This window comes from Arenimonas caeni (assembly GCF_003024235.1).
In the GTDB taxonomy this organism is placed as follows: domain Bacteria; phylum Pseudomonadota; class Gammaproteobacteria; order Xanthomonadales; family Xanthomonadaceae; genus Arenimonas; species Arenimonas caeni.
In genome coordinates this window covers 177,867-192,797 of the sequence record NZ_KZ679087.1, presented here as the reverse complement: position 1 = coordinate 192,797, position 14,931 = coordinate 177,867, and the positions used below count along the sequence as shown (strand labels likewise).

Here is a 14,931-nt window from a genome sequence, read left to right as displayed (position 1 = left end):
TCATGCAGCCGATCCAGCACCACCACGACACCAGCGGTGCCCTGCTCGCCCAGCGGCCATCAGCGCGCACCGACGAACGCGAAGTCACCGCTGCGGTGAAGCGCTACTGCGCCGGCCTGCACGCGAACGCCTCCGACACCGTCGCCGCCATCAACTGGGCGCTGCGCCAGGCCGGCGACACGTTCAGCGCGATTCGCGCCGGCCGCCAGCGCGCCGCCCAGCTTCACTGGCGCCGCACCCATTCCACCCCGACCCAGAAGGCCTGACCGATGAACACCGAACCCGCCGTCGACGGCCCCGACTACCTCGACACGTTCGCCGACCGCCTCGCCGGCGAGGGCGCCGATATCGAAGCCGCCCAGTTCCGTCGCCTCGCCCGCCAGTGGCGCGACGACCAGGCGGCCGCCCAGCGCGCCGCCGACGAAGCGACCTTCATCAACCACCAGCTCAACAACGCGCGCCGCGCTCTGCAGCCGGCGGACACCCACTGAGGATCCCACCATGTCCCGATTCACCCCGCTCAACGCCCAGCTGCAGCCTGTCCAGGACGGCGAAGAAGTCGTCGCCGAGCTCGACACGCAGCAGAACCTGATCATCGCGCTGCCGAACGTCGAGTTCGAGAAGCTCCAGACCTTCGACAAGGCGAAGCAGATGTGCGCCGACCTGCGCGTGGGCGGCCACGCCGACTGGCGCCTGCCGACCGTCGCCGAGGCCTTCGCGTGCGTGGACCACACGCGCTACAGCCCGGCCACGCAGAGCCAGGCCTTCGCCAGCACTGTGGGTGACTGGTGNCAGAGCCAGGCCTTCGCCAGCACTGTGGGTGACTGGTGCTGGACCAGCACGCCCTGCGCCTGGCGCGCGGGCGCGTCCTGGTGCGTCGACTTCGCCTACGGCTTCGTCAACGGCAGCGACCACGGCTACCGCTGCTTCGTGCGGGCGGTGCGCTCGGCGTCGCCGGCGCCCGGTCAGTAATTGACCTTCTGAGGAATCTCCCATGAGCACGATGGACGACATCCGGGCCTTCATGGCCCGGCAGGCGGGCCCGGTGACGCCGGCCCAGGTGGCCGAGGCGCTCGAGCTCGAAGGCAAGAAGGTGCGCGGCGCCATGTACCAGGCGGCCAACCAGGGCGCCGGCATAGAGCGGCTCGACGACGGCACGTACTCGCTGATCCCGGGCTGGAAACCGACCTGCAAGCCGGCCGAGGCGGAATCCGTGCCGACGCCCGCGGCGAAGCCCGCCAAGACGCCCCGCGTGGCCAAGGCCAGGAAGCCTGCCAAGGCCAAGAAGGCGGCGAAGCGCGCCAGCAAGCGCACCACCAAGGCCGCACCCGCGGCGGCACCAACGCTCAGCCTCGCGGCCACCGCGACGGTGACGCGAATCTGCCTCACCACGCTCGTCGCCGCCGTGCTCGACGGCGATGTCCCGATCACCGGCCGCCTGCGCTCCGCGCTGCGCGAGGCGTCGGCCGCCACCAGCCAGGGGTAACGCCATGCTCCCGCCGAACATCCTCACGCCGAAGAAGCGCGCCGCCCTCGCCGACTGTGCCAAAGCCGGCCTGGTCCGCTGCGCCGGCGGCTACCGTGCACCTGACGGCACCGAGGTGCACACCAAGCGCGTGGTCAACCAGCTCGCCAACGATGGCTTGGTGACCGTCAGCTACTTCGAGCGCGACGTCGCCATCACCGATCTCGGCCGCGAGGTCGCCGAGGTCACCTCGCCGCAGGCCGACGCCGCATGAGCGCCGCCGAGCAGACGTACGCCATCGAGGGCGAGCAGCTGACGCTCGAGCAGATCGTCGAGCGCGCCCGCCGCGCCGGCCTCGAGCGCCGGCACATCCGCAGCCGCCTTCGCTACGGCGATCGCACCTGGGAGCGGCTGCTGCGCAAGCCGAGCAACACGCCAGGACCGGGCAACCGCGTCTTCTTCGGTCGCAACCGCCAGGGGAGGAAATGACCATGCTCCGCTTCATCGCCCGCCTGCTGTTCAAGCACCTGGCGCGCCGCGTCGCCACCGCCCGAAAGCCCGACTTCACCATCGGCGAGGCGGACAATCCCTACCTGCTGCGCTGGTACCTCACGCCCTGGCGCGACAAGTACAAGGACGTCCCGGCGTCCCAGCGCACGCGCTGGCAGGAGTTCGTCTCGCGCCTGCCCAACGTCTACCTGCACTGCTTCATGCGCAGCGACGACGACCGCGCCCTTCACGACCACCCCTGGAACTGGTGCAGCTTCCTGCTGGCGGGCCAGTACACCGAAGTCACGCACGAGCAGGTCGACTTCGATCTCAGCCCCGGTGGCGCGGACTACATGGTGGTCGACCTCGAGGCCAACTACATGCAGGTCGCCCGGGTGTTCAGCGCCGGCGCCCTGCGCTGGCACCGCGCCGAGTTCGCGCACCGGCTGATGATCCCGGAGGGCTCGCAGACCTGGACGCTGTTCTTCTGCGGCTGGCGCCGCCGGCGCTGGGGCTTCCACTGCCCGCAGGGCTGGGTGCCCTGGGAGCAGTTCACGGATCCGGCGACCCAGGGCGCCACCGTCGGCCGGGGGTGCGAGTGATGGCCCCGTCCTGCGCCGGCTGCATCTTCTTCGACCGCGCCCACCAGCTGCAGCCGGTTACCTACCACGGCAACACGCGCTTCCCGGCCACCGCCCACTGCAAGCGCGCCGCGCCACCCTGGCCCGTCGTCACCGATGCCGACTGGTGCGGCCAGTTCGCCCCGCGCGCGCGGCCGGCCGCCCTGCACGAGGACAACGGCGCATGAGGCTCGCGATCTGCATGGGCGAGGCCCTGCGGCTGTGCGCCAGCTGCGCCCGCAACGTCGACCACCAACCGGCGCCGAGGAATGGCGTCGACACCCGCACCTGGATCCAGCCGGTGACCCGAGGCGAACGCTGCTTCGACTGGTACCCGCTGCCGCCCAAGCCCACCGCGCCCACCCCGGGCGCTTGAACCCCGGAGTTCCCATGTCCCCGATCATGCACGTCCCGCTTTCCAAGCTCAGGCTGTCGCCGCTCAACGCCCGCAAGACGGGCGGCAGCGACGTCTCCGACCTGGCCGCGAACATCGCGGCGTCCGGCCTCCTGCAGAACCTGATAGTCGCGCCCAGCCTGGCTGGTGCAGACGAGTTCGAGGTCATCGCCGGCGGCCGCCGCCTGACGGCCCTGCAGCTGCTCGAGCGCGAGGGCCGGTTGCCCGATGCGATCGCCACCGACGGCGTTCCCTGCCGCCGCATCGACGACGCTGCGGCCATCATCGAGGCCAGCACGGCCGAAAACACGATCCGGGCGCCGCTGCACCCGGCCGACCAGTTCGAGGCGTTCCGGGCGATGGTCGTCGCCGGCAAATCGGTCACCGAGATCGCGGCCCACTTCAGTATCGGCGAGGTCGTGGTGCGCCAGCGCCTGAAGCTGGCCAACGTGCATCCCCGGCTGGTGCAGGCGTACCGCGAAGACGAAGCCACGCTCGAGCAGCTGCAGGCGCTGGCCGTCACCGACGACCACACCGCCCAGCTCGACGTCTGGAACCAGGCGCGCGATCGCTGGGAGCGCGACCCGCGGGAGCTGCGCCGCAAGCTGACGGCCCGCGAGATCCCGAGCACGGACCCGCGCGTGCTGTTCGTCGGCCTGGCCGCGTACGAGGCCGCCGGCGGCGCCGTGCGCCGTGACCTGTTCTCCACGCGCGAAGACGCCTTCCTCGCTGACGGCAAGCTGCTCGACCGCTTGGTCGAGGAGCGCGCCGCGGAGCTGGTCGACGCCGTGCAGGCCGAGGGCTGGTCGTGGGTGGAGTTCAAGCAGCGCTGCGACTACGCGGAGATGGCCGAGTACGGCCAGCACCCGACCGAGCCGACGCACCAGAAGCCCACGGCGGCCGACAAGGCGCGTATCAAGGAGATCGACAAGCGGCTCGAGCAGCTCGACAAGCTGCTGGTGCAGATGGACGAAGACGGTCGCGACGACACCGATGAGTTTGACCAGCTGTGTGAGGAACAGGAGTCGCTCGAGGGCGAGTCGCAGCGCCTCACCGCCGGCACCGAGATCTGGCCGGAGGACGTGAAGGCCGTCGCCGGCGCGCTGCTGGTGCTCGACGTCCAGGGCGGCGTGCAGATCCACCGCGGCCGTCTGCAACCGGGCCAGTCCATCAAGGCCGGCAAGGTGGCCGGCCAACCCAAGCCCGCCGACAAGCCGAAGAAGCCCGAGATCAGCGACGCCCTGGTGCGCCGCCTCACCGCGCACCGCACGCTCGCGCTGCAGGCCGAGCTGGCGGCCAACCCCGATGTCGCGCTCAAGGCGGTCGTGCACACGCTGATCGAGGACGTGGAGCGCGGCTTGGGCTACGAGACGCCGAGCCCGCTCAAGCTCAGCCTGCGGCAGGCTGACCTGCCCGACTCGGCCGACCTGAAGCAGGCGCCGGCGAAGAAGGCGCTCCAGCTCGCGCTCAAGGGCTGGCGCGACAAGGGCCTGCCGACCACGGCCGCCGCCCGGCGCGCGTGGATCTTCCAGCAGCCGACCGACGTCCTGCTGGGCCTGCTGGCCCTGGCGGCGGCCTACTCGGTCGACGCCGTGCACGGCAAAGGCAGCTCGAAGCCGGCCGCCGATGCCCTGGCCGCCGACCTGAAGCTCGACATGGCCACCTGGTGGGCGCCCGACGCCGAGAACTACCTCGGCGCCGTACCCAAGGCCCTGGTGATCGAGGCCGTCGCCGAGGCCTGCGGCAAGGACGAGGCCGCCGCGCTCGTCAGCCTGAAGTCCGCCCCGGCCGTCGCCGAGGCCGCCAAGAAGCTCGCCGGCACCGGCTGGCTGCCGAAGGTCCTGCGCGGCCCGGGCTACGCCGTGGGCGTTAAGCCGAAGGCGCCGGCAAAGGCCAAGCCGGCGACGAAGCCCAAGAAGCACGCCAAGAAGGCGACACCCAAGAAGTCCACCACCGCTAAGAAGACGGTCAAGCCAGCCGCCAAGGCCACCACGAAGAAGGGAGCCAAGAAGTGATCACCATCATCGACAGCCCCGATGGCACGCGCACGATCGAGATCGATGCGTTGCAAGCCCCCACGCACGCCGAACTGAAAGCGCCAGGTTTCGGGCGGTGGCCCCATCGCTGCCGCGCCGGCGACTTTGCCAGCGGCGAAATCTTTCGAGGCGCGCCTGCAGAACCGAAGGCTCGCTTCATGAAGCTCGACGCCGCCGGCAACCCCCTGCCGGCCGACACCGCCACCTTCGCCGCGGTCCTGGACAACCAGACCGGCCTCCAGTGGTCCGGCACGCTCAGCGAGGGCCTGGTCGACTACGCCGCCGCCGAGAAGGCCTGCCAGGCCTTCGATCTGGCGGGCCACGGCGACTGGCGCCTGCCGACCCGCGCCGAGCTCGAGTCGATTCTCGACCTCAGCCGCCACAAGCCCGCCGCCGATCCCGTCTTCTTCGGCGACACGCGCACCGACGACTGGTACTGGACCAGCACGCCCTGCGCCTGGCGCGCGGGCGCGTCCTGGTGCGTCTTCTTCAACTTCGGCGTCGTCGACTACCACGACCACGGCAGCCGCTGCTTCGTGCGGGCGGTGCGCTCGGCGTCGCCGGCGCCCGGTCAGTAATTGACCCTTTGACCGCCCCCTGAGACCACGACCATGGGCCACTTCGCGCCGCCAATCGTCAAAGCCGCCGAGCGCCTTCTGCTCGACGTCGAGCTCGCCGTGCGCGGATGGCCCCGCTGCCACAAGTACGGGGCCGGCAAGGATCTGCGCGAGGTCGCGTTGCAGTTGGCCACCGTGGCCACGCTCGCGTGGCTGGAACCGAGCCGTCGCCTCGAGCACGTGCGCGCCCTCGTCGAGGGCGTGCAGCGCCTGAAGGTGCTGCTGCAGCTGGGCAAGCGCCTGCAGGCGTTCCGCAGCTTCGGGCAGTTCGACCAGCTGGCCCGCCAGGCCCATGGCCTCGGCGCCCAGGCGGGCGGCTGGTGGAAGGATCTGCAATCCCCCAAAGCCCAGAGTCCCGGCCGCCATCGCGGCCCGGGAGCGCGGCATGGAACTGAGTACCCGGGCCGCCCCTCGAGGGCCAAGCCATGACGAAGCCCCGCTACGCCAGCACGGGATGCGCGGCCAGGTCGCAAGTGTCCGGGGACACGGATTCGCCCTGCGCCTGGCGCGCGGGCGCGTCCTGGTGCGTCGACTTCAACAACGGCAACGTCAACAACAACGACCACGACAACCGCTGCTTCGTGCGGGCGGTGCGCTCGGCGTCGCCGGCGCCCGGTGAGTTCCAGGGGCCGGGAGGCAGGGAGGTCTCCCTTCGCTCACTCCACGCGGCGTGGCAGGAAGCCCGCCGCGGGAAACAGCCCAGCGTGAACCAGCTGCGCTTCGACGCGCAGTGGATCGACGGGCTGCTGCAGCTGCAGGCCGAGCTCAGCGCGGCTGCCTGGTCGCCGCGGCCGTCGACCTGTTTCATCGCGGCTCGGCCGAAGGCGCGCGAGATCCACGCGCCCGACTTCGCCGATCGCGTGGTGCACCACTGGCTGGTGCCCCAGCTCGAGGCCATCTACGAGCCCACCTTCATCCACGACAGCTTCGCCAACCGCCGCGGCAAGGGCACGCACGCGGCGGTGCGGCGCCTGCAGCAGTTCGTCCGCCAGGTCCACAGCGGCCAAGGCGGCGGCTGGTACCTGCAGCTCGACGTGCATAACTTCTTCAACTCGATCCACCGACCGACGCTCTGGCAGCTGCTCAAGCGCCGAATCGTGCGCAACGGCCTGCCGCCCGTGGTGCAGGCCACGACCCACGCGCTGCTGCGCCGATCGCCGCTGGCCGCCGGCGTCACGTATCGCGCCAGCACGGCCGAGCGCGCCGCCGTGCCACCGCACAAGCAGCTGGAGAATGCAGCACCCGGCTGCGGCCTGCCGATCGGCAACCTCAGCAGCCAATTCTTCGCGAACGTCTACCTCGACCAGCTCGACCAGTTCGTGAAGCACGTGCTCAAGGCGCCGCGCTACCTGCGCTACGTCGACGATTTCGTGCTGGTGCACCAGGACCGCGTGCAGCTGGCCGACTGGCAGGCACGGATCGAGCGCTTCCTCGCTGACCACCTGCAGCTGCGCCTCAAGGCCGACGTGCGGCTCAAGCCGCTCGAGGCCGGCATCGACTTCCTAGGCTACGTGGTCCGCCCTACGCACACCCTGGTGCGCCGGCGCGTGGTCTCCCATGCCCGTGCCGCCCTGGCCGCCTGGGAGCAACGTCACGTGCAGCCCGGCTGCGTCGTGGCCACGCCGGCCGAGCTGCGCCACGTGGGCGCCGTCTGGGCCAGCTACCGAGGCCACATGGCCCAGGCGAACAGCCGTCGCCTGCAGGCGCGCCTGCGCCGGCGGTTCCCGTGGCTGGCCACGGTGGCCGAACCGCCGCTCAATCCCGCGCTGGTCCTCGAGGGCCAGAAGCTCCACATCCTGACCCGAGAGATCAAGCATGAGCAGTGAACCGACAGGTCCTGTCGATCCGACGGAGAAAATTGCCGCGATGCTGCGCTACCCCTATCTTCGCGAATACGTCGGACGCATCGCCTACGACGAAGCCGCGGAGGCACTCGACGCTCTTGCCGTTCAGCATGCAGAACAAGGCGAAGCGGTGGCAAAGCTGGTGGCACAGCTACGGCTTCTGAGCAAGCTGTATTCCAAGTCCAACGCCGTCAACAAGGAGTTGGTGGCCGAAGTCGATGGGAACTTGCGGGAAGTCATCGCCTCCCTGTCCCGGCCAACGGCAGTGCCGGTGCGGTCGCTGACTGACCAGCAGAAGGCCGACCGTGACGCTCTGCTCTACGGCTGCAGCTTCATGCTGAAAGGCAAGCACATCCCGGCGCGAGATGTGACCGTCGTGCTGGCGCCCAAGGAGCCCGACGCGGTGGCGGCGTTGCCCGCGAAGTGGCGCAACGAAATCGAAGGCGCGTACTTGACCGGCGACCCTGTGATTGACGCCCGAACCGAAACTCAGATCTGGATGGCGAACAAGTGCGCCGACGAGCTTGGGGCCGCCCTTTCAATGCGTGGCGGTGCGTAATGGCGGAGATTAACCCCAGGCTCATGGACCTCATCCGGTCTCTCGCCGAACACGCGGCACGCGAGGATTATCTGGCGGCCCAGACCAGCGCCCGCGCGGCTCCCAGCGACCAGCACACGAAGCCCGTCCCGTTGCCCGCTACCGACCGGGCAGCGTAGGGTTCGCGCCATGCGTGTCGCCGCCTATGCGAGGTACAGCTCCGACCAGCAGCGCGAGGCCTCGCTCGAGGACCAGCTGCGGAACTGCCGCGCCTACTGCACGCGCATGGGGTGGCCTGCGCCGGTGGTTTTCCAGGACGCAGCCATCAGCGGTTCGCGCTCCGATCGGCCCGAGTACCAACGCCTGCTGGCCGCGGCCGCGGCGTTCGACGTGGTGCTGGTCGACGACCTTAGCCGCCTCGGTCGCGACAGCGAGGAAGTGCAGCGCGCAGTGAAGCGGCTTCGCTTCGCCGGCGTGCGCCTGGTCGGCATCAGCGACGGCGTCGACACCGACCAGAAGGGCCACAAGGTGAACGTGGGCCTGCGCGGGCTGATGTCCGAGATCTACCTCGACGACCTGGCCGAGAAGACCCACCGCGGACTGATGGGCCGCGCGCTCAACGGCGCCAGCGCCGGCGGCCTGCCCTACGGCTACCGCGTGGGCGCGAAGCCGGGCGAGCGGGTGATCAACCCCGAGCAGGCGGCGGTGGTGCGGCGGATCTTCGCCGAGTACCTGGCCGGCCAGCCGGCGCGTGCGATCGCGGCCGGGCTGAACCGGGACTGCGTGCCGAGCGCCCGCGCCGGCGGCACCTGGGCGGCCTCGGCCATCCACGGTGACCGCCGGCGCGGCATCGGGATCCTTGCCAACCCCATCTACGCCGGCCAGCAGATCTGGAACCGCTCGCACTGGGTCAAGCACCCGGAGACCGGGCGCCGCCTGCGCAAGGAACGGCCGCGCACCGAGTGGGTGATCCAGGAGCAACCAGAGCTGGCCATCGTCGACCGGGCCACCTGGGACGCAGTGCAGCGCAGGCTCGACCAGCAGGGCGCGTGCAAGGGCAAGCGCGGCGGGCCGGGCCGGCCACCGAAGTACCTGCTCTCCGGCCTGCTCCGCTGCGGCGAGTGCGGCGGCCCGCTGGCGATGATCGACGCGGTGGCCTACGGGTGCAGCGTAGCCAAGCAGCGCGGCACCTGCAGCAGCCGGCTGCGCCTGCCGCGGCGCGATGCCGAGGCGGCGCTCGTGGCCGGCGTGCAGGAACAGCTGCTCAGCGCCGAGGCCTTCGCGGCGTTCCGGCGCGCCTATGCGGCCGCCATGAAGCGCCAGCAGCCCGACACCCGGGGCCCGCAGCAGCGCCTGGCCGCGGCCGAGCGCGTGCGTGAGAACCTGCTGGCGGCCCTGCGCGCCGGGATCATCACGCCGAGCACGAAGGCCGAGCTCGAGCGCGCCGAGGCCGACGTCGCCGCGGCGCAGGCCGAGCTCGAGCGGGCGCGCGTGGCGGCGCCAGCACGGCTGCTGCCGCACCTGGAACAGCGGTGGAAGGGGATCGTCGCAGTGCTGGCGCAGCGAGTCCGGGACGTGCCGGCGGCTCGGGATGCACTGCGGGAGCTGATCGGCCAGGCAACCGTCAGAAACGAAAACGGCGCGATCCTGGCAGAGATCGCGCCGTGTCCGATTAACGTGGTAGCGGGGGCAGGATTTGAACCTGCGACCTTCGGGTTATGAGCCCGACGAGCTGCCAGACTGCTCCACCCCGCAGCAGTGAGCGCGCATTATAGGGGCCACGCCAGCAAAGGCGCAAGCCCGGCGTTGCATTGGCTTCAGGCCGGGAACGCCAGGGTGACCCAGTGCAGCAGGCTGCCGGCGAACAGGCCCAGACCCAGCAGGGCCACGGCGTTGATCGCGAACACCACGCGCAGGTGGCCGTCGCCGTGCACCTTCGGGCCCTCGCCTTCCGGCTCCTCGAAGAACATGGCCTTCATCACCCGCAGGTAGTAGAAGGCGCCGATGACGGCGCAGACCACGCCAACGATGGCCAGCCAGACCAGGCCCGCCTCGACCGCCGCCAGCAGCACTTCGAGCTTGGCCCAGAAGCCCAGGAACGGCGGCACGCCGGCCAGCGAGGCCATGATGAACATCACCAGCAGGGCCTGGAACGGATTGCGGGACCACAGGCCGCGGAAATCGGCGATCTCCTCCGCCTCGTGGCCCTTGCGCGAGAGCACGATGATGGCGCCGAAGGCGGCGGCCGACATCAGCGCGTAGGAGATGGCGTAGAACATCGCCGCGCTGTAGCCGAGCGAGCCACCGTGCGCCAGGCCCATGAACAGGAAGCCGACGTGCGAGATGGTCGAATACGCCAGCATGCGCTTGAGGTTGGTCTGCACCAGCGCGACCAGGTTGCCGATGATCAGCGACAAGGCGGCGAGCCAGGCCACCATGCCCTGCCACTGGTCGTCGAGCGGGCCGACGCCCGACTCGAGCAGGCGGTAGGCCATGCCGAAGGCGGCCAGCTTGGGCGCCGAGCCGATGAACAGCGTGATCGCCGTCGGGGCACCGTGGTAGACGTCCGGCAGCCACATGTGGAAGGGCGCGGCGCCGAACTTGAAGGCGATGCCGACCAGCATGAACACCACGCCGAACAGCAGCAGGGTGCGGTCGCCGGTGCTGGCCGCGGCGGCGTGGATCTCCGAGAGCTGCAGGCTGCCGGTGGCGCCGTAGACCATGGACATGCCGTAGAGCAGCAGGCCCGAGGCCAGCGAGCCGAGCACGAAGTACTTCATCGCGGCTTCGGAGCTGCGCTGGTTGTCGCGGTCCATGGCGACCAGGCCGTAGGAGCTCAGCGCCAGCAGCTCCAGGCCCAGGTACAGCACCAGCATGCTGCCGGCCGAGACCATCAGCATCATGCCCAGCACGGAGAACAGGCACAGCACGTAGAACTCGCCCTTGAACAGGCCGCGATCCTGCAGGTAGGGCTTGGCGTAGACGAAGGACGCGCCGGCGACCACGTAGATGGCCAGCTTGAGCACGTCGCTGGCGTTGTCGCGCACGAACAGGTTGGCGAAGCCCCAGGTCGTGTCCGAACCCAGTTCGCGGGCGGTCAGCACGCCGGCCGCGGCCAGGATGAACAGGGCCAGGAAGTGGGTCAGGCCGCGCCTGGCGTCCGACAGGAACAGGTCGACCATCAGCAGCGCGAAGGCCGCTCCGCAGACGAAGATCTCCGGACGCAGCGGCATCAGGTCGGCGAGGGTTGGCATCGGCAGGGCCATCGGGGCTTCCTTACAGCTTGGTGGCGGCGAGCTGGGTCAGCAGCTGCGCAATCGGTGCTTCCATGAGGTCGGTCAGCGGCTTGGGGTAGACGCCCAGCAGCAGGGTGCCGAGGGCGAACACGCCCAGCACCAGGACCTCGCGGCCATTGATGTCGGTCAGCTCGGCCACGTGGTGGTTGGCGACGTCGCCGAACACCACGCGCTTGACCATCCACAGCGTGTAGGCCGCGCCGAGGATCAGGGTCAGGGCGGCGCCGAAGGCGACCCAGGCGTTGTACTGGAACGAGGCCAGGACCACCATGAACTCGCCGACGAAACCCGAGGTGCCCGGCAGGCCGGCGTTGGCCATGGCGAAGAACACGAAGAAGGCGGCGAACCAGGGCATGGTGTTCACCACGCCGCCGTAGTCGCGGATCATGCGGCTGTGCATGCGGTCGTAGACCACGCCCACGCAGGAGAACATCGCGCCCGACACGAAGCCGTGCGAGATCATCTGCACCATCGCGCCCTGCAGGCCCAGCTGCGCGGCGTCGGTGTTGCCCAGCTCGCGCACCAGCGCGAAGGCGATGAAGGTGCCCAGGGTGACGAAGCCCATGTGCGCGATCGACGAGTACGCGATCAGCTTCTTCATGTCCTCCTGCACCAGCGCCACCAGGCCGATGTAGATCACCGCCGCCAGCGACAGCGCCACCACCAGCCAGGCCCACTCCTGCCCCGCGTCGGGGACGATGGGGAGGGTGAAGCGCAGGAAACCGTAGCCACCGATCTTGAGCATGATGGCCGCCAGCACAACCGAGCCGCCGGTGGGCGCCTCGACGTGCGCGTCCGGCAACCAGGTGTGCACCGGGAACATCGGCACCTTCACCGCGAAGGCGGCCAGGAAGCCGAAGAACAGCCACATCTGCTCGGTGGCGCTGAGCTTGAGCTGGTAGAGGTCGGCCAGCTGGAAGCTGGCGCCGCCCTCGAGGCGTTCGCCCGAGACGATGTACAGGTACACCAGGCCGACCAGCATGAACACCGAGCCGAGGAAGGTGTAGAGGAAGAACTTCAGCGACGCATACACGCGCCGCGGGCCGCCCCAAACGCCGATGATGATGAACATCGGGATCAGCATGGCCTCGAAGAACACGTAGAACAGGATAGCGTCGAGCGCGCAGAAGACGCCCACCATCATGCCCTCGAGGATCAGGAAGGCGGCGAAGTACTGGTGCGCGCGGCGATCCACCGAGCCCCAGGCACCGACCAGCACCAGCACGGTGGTGAGCGTGGTCAGCGCGACCAGTGCGATCGACAGGCCGTCCACGCCGAGGTGGTAGCGGATGTCGAAGCGCTCGATCCAGGCGCGGTCCTCGACGAAGCGCATGGCCGCCGAACCATAGTCGTGGCCGGCGAACAGCAGCAGGCTCGCGGCCAGGGTCGCAACCGCAACCAGCAGCGCGAACCACTTGGCCTGGGTCTGGCGGGAATCGCCGAAGGCGAGCGTTAGCAGGCCGCCGAGGATCGGCAACCAGATCAGTACGCTCAACAGGGGCCAGGTCGATTGCATCGGGGCTTCCTTGTCAGTCTCAGGCGCCGGTCATCTTGACCAGCACCGCCAGCAGGACGATGAGGCCGAGGATCATGGCGAAGGCATAGTTGTAGAGGCGACCGGTCTGGATGTGGCGCACCAGGCCGGCGACGCGGTCGACCAGGGCGGCCGAACCGTTGACCAGCAGGCCGTCGATCAGGCCGGCATCGCCCTTCTTCCAGGAGAAGCGGCCGAGCTTGATGCCCCCGCCGGCGAAGCCCTTGATCCACAGGTCGTCGAAGCCGTACTTGTTCTCCAGGATGCGCACGACTGGGGCGAACAGCTTCGCCAGGCGGTCGGCCAGGGCCGGGTTGAACAGGTAGATGTAGGTGGCCAGGGCGAAACCGGCGAAGGCCAGCCAGAACACGATGCTGGCGTAGAAGTGCATGCCGAAGCCGACCGCCGCGCTGAACCAGCCGTGGGCGTCGTGCCAGAGGATCTCGCCCGCCCGGGCAACCGTGTCGTGGGCCGGCATCACCTCGATGGCGCCGCGGAAGAAGTCGCCGAACAGCATCGGGCCGACGGTGAAGAAGCCGATGAAGATCGACGGGATCGCCAGCAGCACCAGCGGCACCGTCACCACCCACGGCGACTCGTGCGGCTCGACCGGGCCATGGTGGCCGTGGTCGTCGTCGCCGTGGTGGGCGTCGTGGGCCACCTCGCGGAAGCGCTCCTTGCCGTGGAAGGTCAGGTACAGCAGGCGGAAGCTGTAGAAGGCGGTGACGAACACGCCCAGCAGCACCGCGTAGTAGCCGTACTGCTGCACCCAGCCACCCTGCTCCGCCGCCTGCTGGGCCGCGATGATGATGGTGTCCTTGGAGAAGTAGCCCGACAGGAAGGGCGTGCCCACCAGGGCCAGCGTGCCGATCAGGCTGGTCCAGTAGGTGATGGGCATGTACTTCTTCAGGCCGCCCATGCGGCGCATGTCCTGCTCGTGGTGCATGCCGATGATCACCGAGCCGGCTGCAAGGAACAGCAGGGCCTTGAAGAAGGCGTGGGTCATCAGGTGGAACACCGCCGCCGAGTAGGCCGACACGCCCAGCGCCACGGTCATGTAGCCCAGCTGCGAGAGCGTGGAGTATGCGACGACGCGCTTGATGTCGTTCTGCACGATGCCGATCAGGCCGGTGAAGAAGGCCGTGGTGGCGCCGACGAACAGCACGAAGGCCAAGGCCGTCTCGCTCTGCTCGAACAGCGGCGACATGCGGGCAACCATGAAGATGCCGGCCGTGACCATGGTGGCGGCGTGGATCAGGGCCGAGATCGGGGTCGGGCCTTCCATCGAGTCCGGCAGCCACACGTGCAGCGGCACCTGGGCCGACTTGCCCATGGCACCGATGAACAGGCAGATGCAGATGAAGGTCATGATCTCGACCTGCACCGGGCCCGAGAGCACGTCGATGCTCCAGCCGCCGAAGCCGATCTTGCCCGACCACAGGGTGAAGGTGGACTGCAGCTCGCTGTTGTAGGCGTGCGCGAACACGGTGGCGTAGTCGAGCGTGCCCACCCAGGCCAGCACGCCGGCGATGCCGAGCAGGAAGCCGAAGTCGCCCACGCGGTTGACCAGGAAGGCCTTGAGGTTGGCGAAGATGGCGGTCGGGCGCTTGTACCAGAAGCCGATCAGCAGGTAGGACACCAGGCCCACCGCTTCCCAGCCGAAGAACAGCTGCAGGAAGTTGTTGCTCATCACCAGCATCAGCATGCTGAAGGTGAACAGCGAGATGTAGCTGAAGAAGCGCTGGTAGCCCGGGTCCTCGGCCATGTAGCCGATGGTGTAGACGTGCACCAGCAGCGACACGAAGGTGACGACCACCATCATCATGGCGGTCAGCGTGTCGACCATGAAGCCGACGTGGGCCGAATAGCCGCCGACCTGGAAGAAGGTGTAGACGTTCTCGTTGAACGGCGTGGCGCCGCCGGCGAGGAACTGCCAGAGCACGTGCACGCTCAGCGCGCAGCTGACCGCCACGCCCAGGATGGTGACCCAGTGCGCCCCGGCGCGGCCGACCTGCTTGCCGAACAGGCCGGCGATGGCCGAGCCCGCGAGGGGCGCGAGGGCGATGACCAGCAGGATGTTCATGGAAATCATCGCGCG

The 14,931-nt window shown here is 69.3% G+C and carries 18 protein-coding genes, 1 tRNA gene and 1 pseudogene; 16 read left to right on the top strand and 4 right to left on the bottom strand.

All coding sequences use genetic code 11. The features are described from left to right. Window positions 1–2 precede the first annotated feature (2 nt). From C6N40_RS06440 to C6N40_RS14620, 16 genes and pseudogenes are all read left to right on the top strand, one after another. Window positions 3–266, top strand: a complete 264-nt coding sequence (locus C6N40_RS06440) for a hypothetical protein (protein ID WP_106990185.1) — start codon at window positions 3–5, stop codon at window positions 264–266. Between the two features lie 3 nt (window positions 267–269). After that, window positions 270–491: a hypothetical protein gene (locus C6N40_RS06435; RefSeq protein ID WP_106990184.1), complete on the top strand. Its 222-nt coding sequence runs from the start codon at window positions 270–272 to the stop codon at window positions 489–491. A 10-nt stretch (window positions 492–501) separates the two neighbouring features. Then, window positions 502–791 (top strand): annotated as a pseudogene (locus tag C6N40_RS14625) (Lcl C-terminal domain-containing protein); the annotation flags it as partial. A gap of 1 nt (window position 792) precedes the next feature. Further along, the coding region (locus tag C6N40_RS14430) for an Lcl C-terminal domain-containing protein (RefSeq protein WP_240183463.1) at window positions 793–972 on the top strand (180 nt) is incomplete at its 5' end. Between the two features lie 22 nt (window positions 973–994). Continuing rightward, the gene (locus tag C6N40_RS06425) at window positions 995–1,486 is read left to right on the top strand and encodes a hypothetical protein (RefSeq protein ID WP_106990182.1); all 492 of its coding nucleotides are present in this window, start codon (window positions 995–997) and stop codon (window positions 1,484–1,486) included. A 4-nt stretch (window positions 1,487–1,490) separates the two neighbouring features. After that, complete coding sequence (locus tag C6N40_RS06420) at window positions 1,491–1,739, top strand: hypothetical protein (RefSeq protein ID WP_106990181.1); 249 nt, start codon at window positions 1,491–1,493, stop codon at window positions 1,737–1,739. Beyond that, window positions 1,736–1,954, top strand: a complete 219-nt coding sequence (locus tag C6N40_RS06415; RefSeq protein WP_106990180.1) for a hypothetical protein — start codon at window positions 1,736–1,738, stop codon at window positions 1,952–1,954. Before C6N40_RS06420 ends, C6N40_RS06415 begins: the two co-directional genes overlap by 4 nt. Before the next feature lie 2 nt (window positions 1,955–1,956). After that, on the top strand, window positions 1,957–2,556 hold the full coding sequence (locus C6N40_RS06410) for a hypothetical protein (protein ID WP_205208557.1): 600 nt from the start codon (window positions 1,957–1,959) through the stop codon (window positions 2,554–2,556). Then, on the top strand, window positions 2,556–2,762 hold the full coding sequence (locus tag C6N40_RS06405) for a hypothetical protein (protein WP_106990178.1): 207 nt from the start codon (window positions 2,556–2,558) through the stop codon (window positions 2,760–2,762). Before C6N40_RS06410 ends, C6N40_RS06405 begins: the two co-directional genes overlap by 1 nt. Continuing rightward, complete coding sequence (locus C6N40_RS14005) at window positions 2,759–2,950, top strand: hypothetical protein (protein ID WP_162782108.1); 192 nt, start codon at window positions 2,759–2,761, stop codon at window positions 2,948–2,950. The genes C6N40_RS06405 and C6N40_RS14005 overlap by 4 nt, the downstream gene beginning before the upstream one ends. Before the next feature lie 14 nt (window positions 2,951–2,964). Then, window positions 2,965–4,983, top strand: coding sequence for a ParB/RepB/Spo0J family partition protein (locus C6N40_RS06400; protein WP_162782107.1), 2,019 nt, complete (start codon window positions 2,965–2,967; stop codon window positions 4,981–4,983). Window positions 4,984–5,162: 179 nt separating this feature from the next. Next, a complete protein-coding gene (locus C6N40_RS06395; RefSeq protein WP_162782106.1) occupies window positions 5,163–5,582 on the top strand; it encodes an Lcl C-terminal domain-containing protein in 420 nt (139 codons plus the stop codon). 33 nt (window positions 5,583–5,615) lie between these two features. Further along, window positions 5,616–6,050 (top strand): four helix bundle protein, encoded by a 435-nt coding sequence (locus tag C6N40_RS06390; RefSeq protein WP_106990175.1) that lies wholly within the window; start codon window positions 5,616–5,618, stop codon window positions 6,048–6,050. Between the two features lie 44 nt (window positions 6,051–6,094). Then, complete coding sequence (locus tag C6N40_RS06385; RefSeq protein WP_240183462.1) at window positions 6,095–7,447, top strand: reverse transcriptase domain-containing protein; 1,353 nt, start codon at window positions 6,095–6,097, stop codon at window positions 7,445–7,447. Further along, entirely contained in the window at window positions 7,437–8,024 is a 588-nt protein-coding gene (locus C6N40_RS06380) for a hypothetical protein (protein ID WP_162782105.1), read from the top strand. Before C6N40_RS06385 ends, C6N40_RS06380 begins: the two co-directional genes overlap by 11 nt. 168 nt (window positions 8,025–8,192) lie before the next feature. After that, window positions 8,193–9,725: a recombinase family protein gene (locus C6N40_RS14620; RefSeq protein WP_106990233.1), complete on the top strand. Its 1,533-nt coding sequence runs from the start codon at window positions 8,193–8,195 to the stop codon at window positions 9,723–9,725. Here C6N40_RS14620 and C6N40_RS06370 read toward each other — a convergent pair. The 4 genes from C6N40_RS06370 to nuoL form a co-directional block, all read right to left on the bottom strand. Beyond that, window positions 9,682–9,758: transfer RNA gene (locus tag C6N40_RS06370), tRNA-Met, on the bottom strand. The genes C6N40_RS14620 and C6N40_RS06370 overlap by 44 nt on opposite strands. 62 nt (window positions 9,759–9,820) lie before the next feature. After that, on the bottom strand, window positions 9,821–11,269 hold the full coding sequence (nuoN, locus tag C6N40_RS06365) for an NADH-quinone oxidoreductase subunit NuoN (protein ID WP_106990172.1): 1,449 nt from the start codon (window positions 11,267–11,269) through the stop codon (window positions 9,821–9,823). Window positions 11,270–11,279: 10 nt separating this feature from the next. After that, the gene (locus C6N40_RS06360; protein WP_106990171.1) at window positions 11,280–12,815 is read right to left on the bottom strand and encodes an NADH-quinone oxidoreductase subunit M; all 1,536 of its coding nucleotides are present in this window, start codon (window positions 12,813–12,815) and stop codon (window positions 11,280–11,282) included. A 19-nt stretch (window positions 12,816–12,834) separates the two neighbouring features. Then, the gene (gene nuoL, locus C6N40_RS06355) at window positions 12,835–14,925 is read right to left on the bottom strand and encodes an NADH-quinone oxidoreductase subunit L (RefSeq protein WP_106990170.1); all 2,091 of its coding nucleotides are present in this window, start codon (window positions 14,923–14,925) and stop codon (window positions 12,835–12,837) included. Between the last annotated feature and the right edge of the window lie 6 nt (window positions 14,926–14,931).

Excerpts from the sequence above, each read along its gene's own strand:
- C6N40_RS06360 (WP_106990171.1), bottom strand. The coding sequence starts at position 12,815 with ATGCAATCGACCTGGCCCCTGTTGAGCGTACTGATCTGGTTGCCGATC.
- C6N40_RS06400 (WP_162782107.1), top strand. The coding sequence starts at position 2,965 with ATGTCCCCGATCATGCACGTCCCGCTTTCCAAGCTCAGGCTGTCGCCG.
- C6N40_RS06440 (WP_106990185.1), top strand. The coding sequence starts at position 3 with ATGCAGCCGATCCAGCACCACCACGACACCAGCGGTGCCCTGCTCGCC.
- C6N40_RS06420 (WP_106990181.1), top strand. The coding sequence starts at position 1,491 with ATGCTCCCGCCGAACATCCTCACGCCGAAGAAGCGCGCCGCCCTCGCC.
- C6N40_RS14005 (WP_162782108.1), top strand. The coding sequence starts at position 2,759 with ATGAGGCTCGCGATCTGCATGGGCGAGGCCCTGCGGCTGTGCGCCAGC.
- C6N40_RS06415 (WP_106990180.1), top strand. The coding sequence starts at position 1,736 with ATGAGCGCCGCCGAGCAGACGTACGCCATCGAGGGCGAGCAGCTGACG.
- C6N40_RS06405 (WP_106990178.1), top strand. The coding sequence starts at position 2,556 with ATGGCCCCGTCCTGCGCCGGCTGCATCTTCTTCGACCGCGCCCACCAG.
- C6N40_RS14620 (WP_106990233.1), top strand. The coding sequence starts at position 8,193 with ATGCGTGTCGCCGCCTATGCGAGGTACAGCTCCGACCAGCAGCGCGAG.
- C6N40_RS06395 (WP_162782106.1), top strand. The coding sequence starts at position 5,163 with ATGAAGCTCGACGCCGCCGGCAACCCCCTGCCGGCCGACACCGCCACC.
- C6N40_RS06410 (WP_205208557.1), top strand. The coding sequence starts at position 1,957 with ATGCTCCGCTTCATCGCCCGCCTGCTGTTCAAGCACCTGGCGCGCCGC.
- C6N40_RS06435 (WP_106990184.1), top strand. The coding sequence starts at position 270 with ATGAACACCGAACCCGCCGTCGACGGCCCCGACTACCTCGACACGTTC.
- C6N40_RS06380 (WP_162782105.1), top strand. The coding sequence starts at position 7,437 with ATGAGCAGTGAACCGACAGGTCCTGTCGATCCGACGGAGAAAATTGCC.
- nuoN (WP_106990172.1), bottom strand. The coding sequence starts at position 11,269 with ATGGCCCTGCCGATGCCAACCCTCGCCGACCTGATGCCGCTGCGTCCG.
- C6N40_RS06390 (WP_106990175.1), top strand. The coding sequence starts at position 5,616 with ATGGGCCACTTCGCGCCGCCAATCGTCAAAGCCGCCGAGCGCCTTCTG.
- nuoL (WP_106990170.1), bottom strand. The coding sequence starts at position 14,925 with ATGATTTCCATGAACATCCTGCTGGTCATCGCCCTCGCGCCCCTCGCG.
- C6N40_RS06425 (WP_106990182.1), top strand. The coding sequence starts at position 995 with ATGAGCACGATGGACGACATCCGGGCCTTCATGGCCCGGCAGGCGGGC.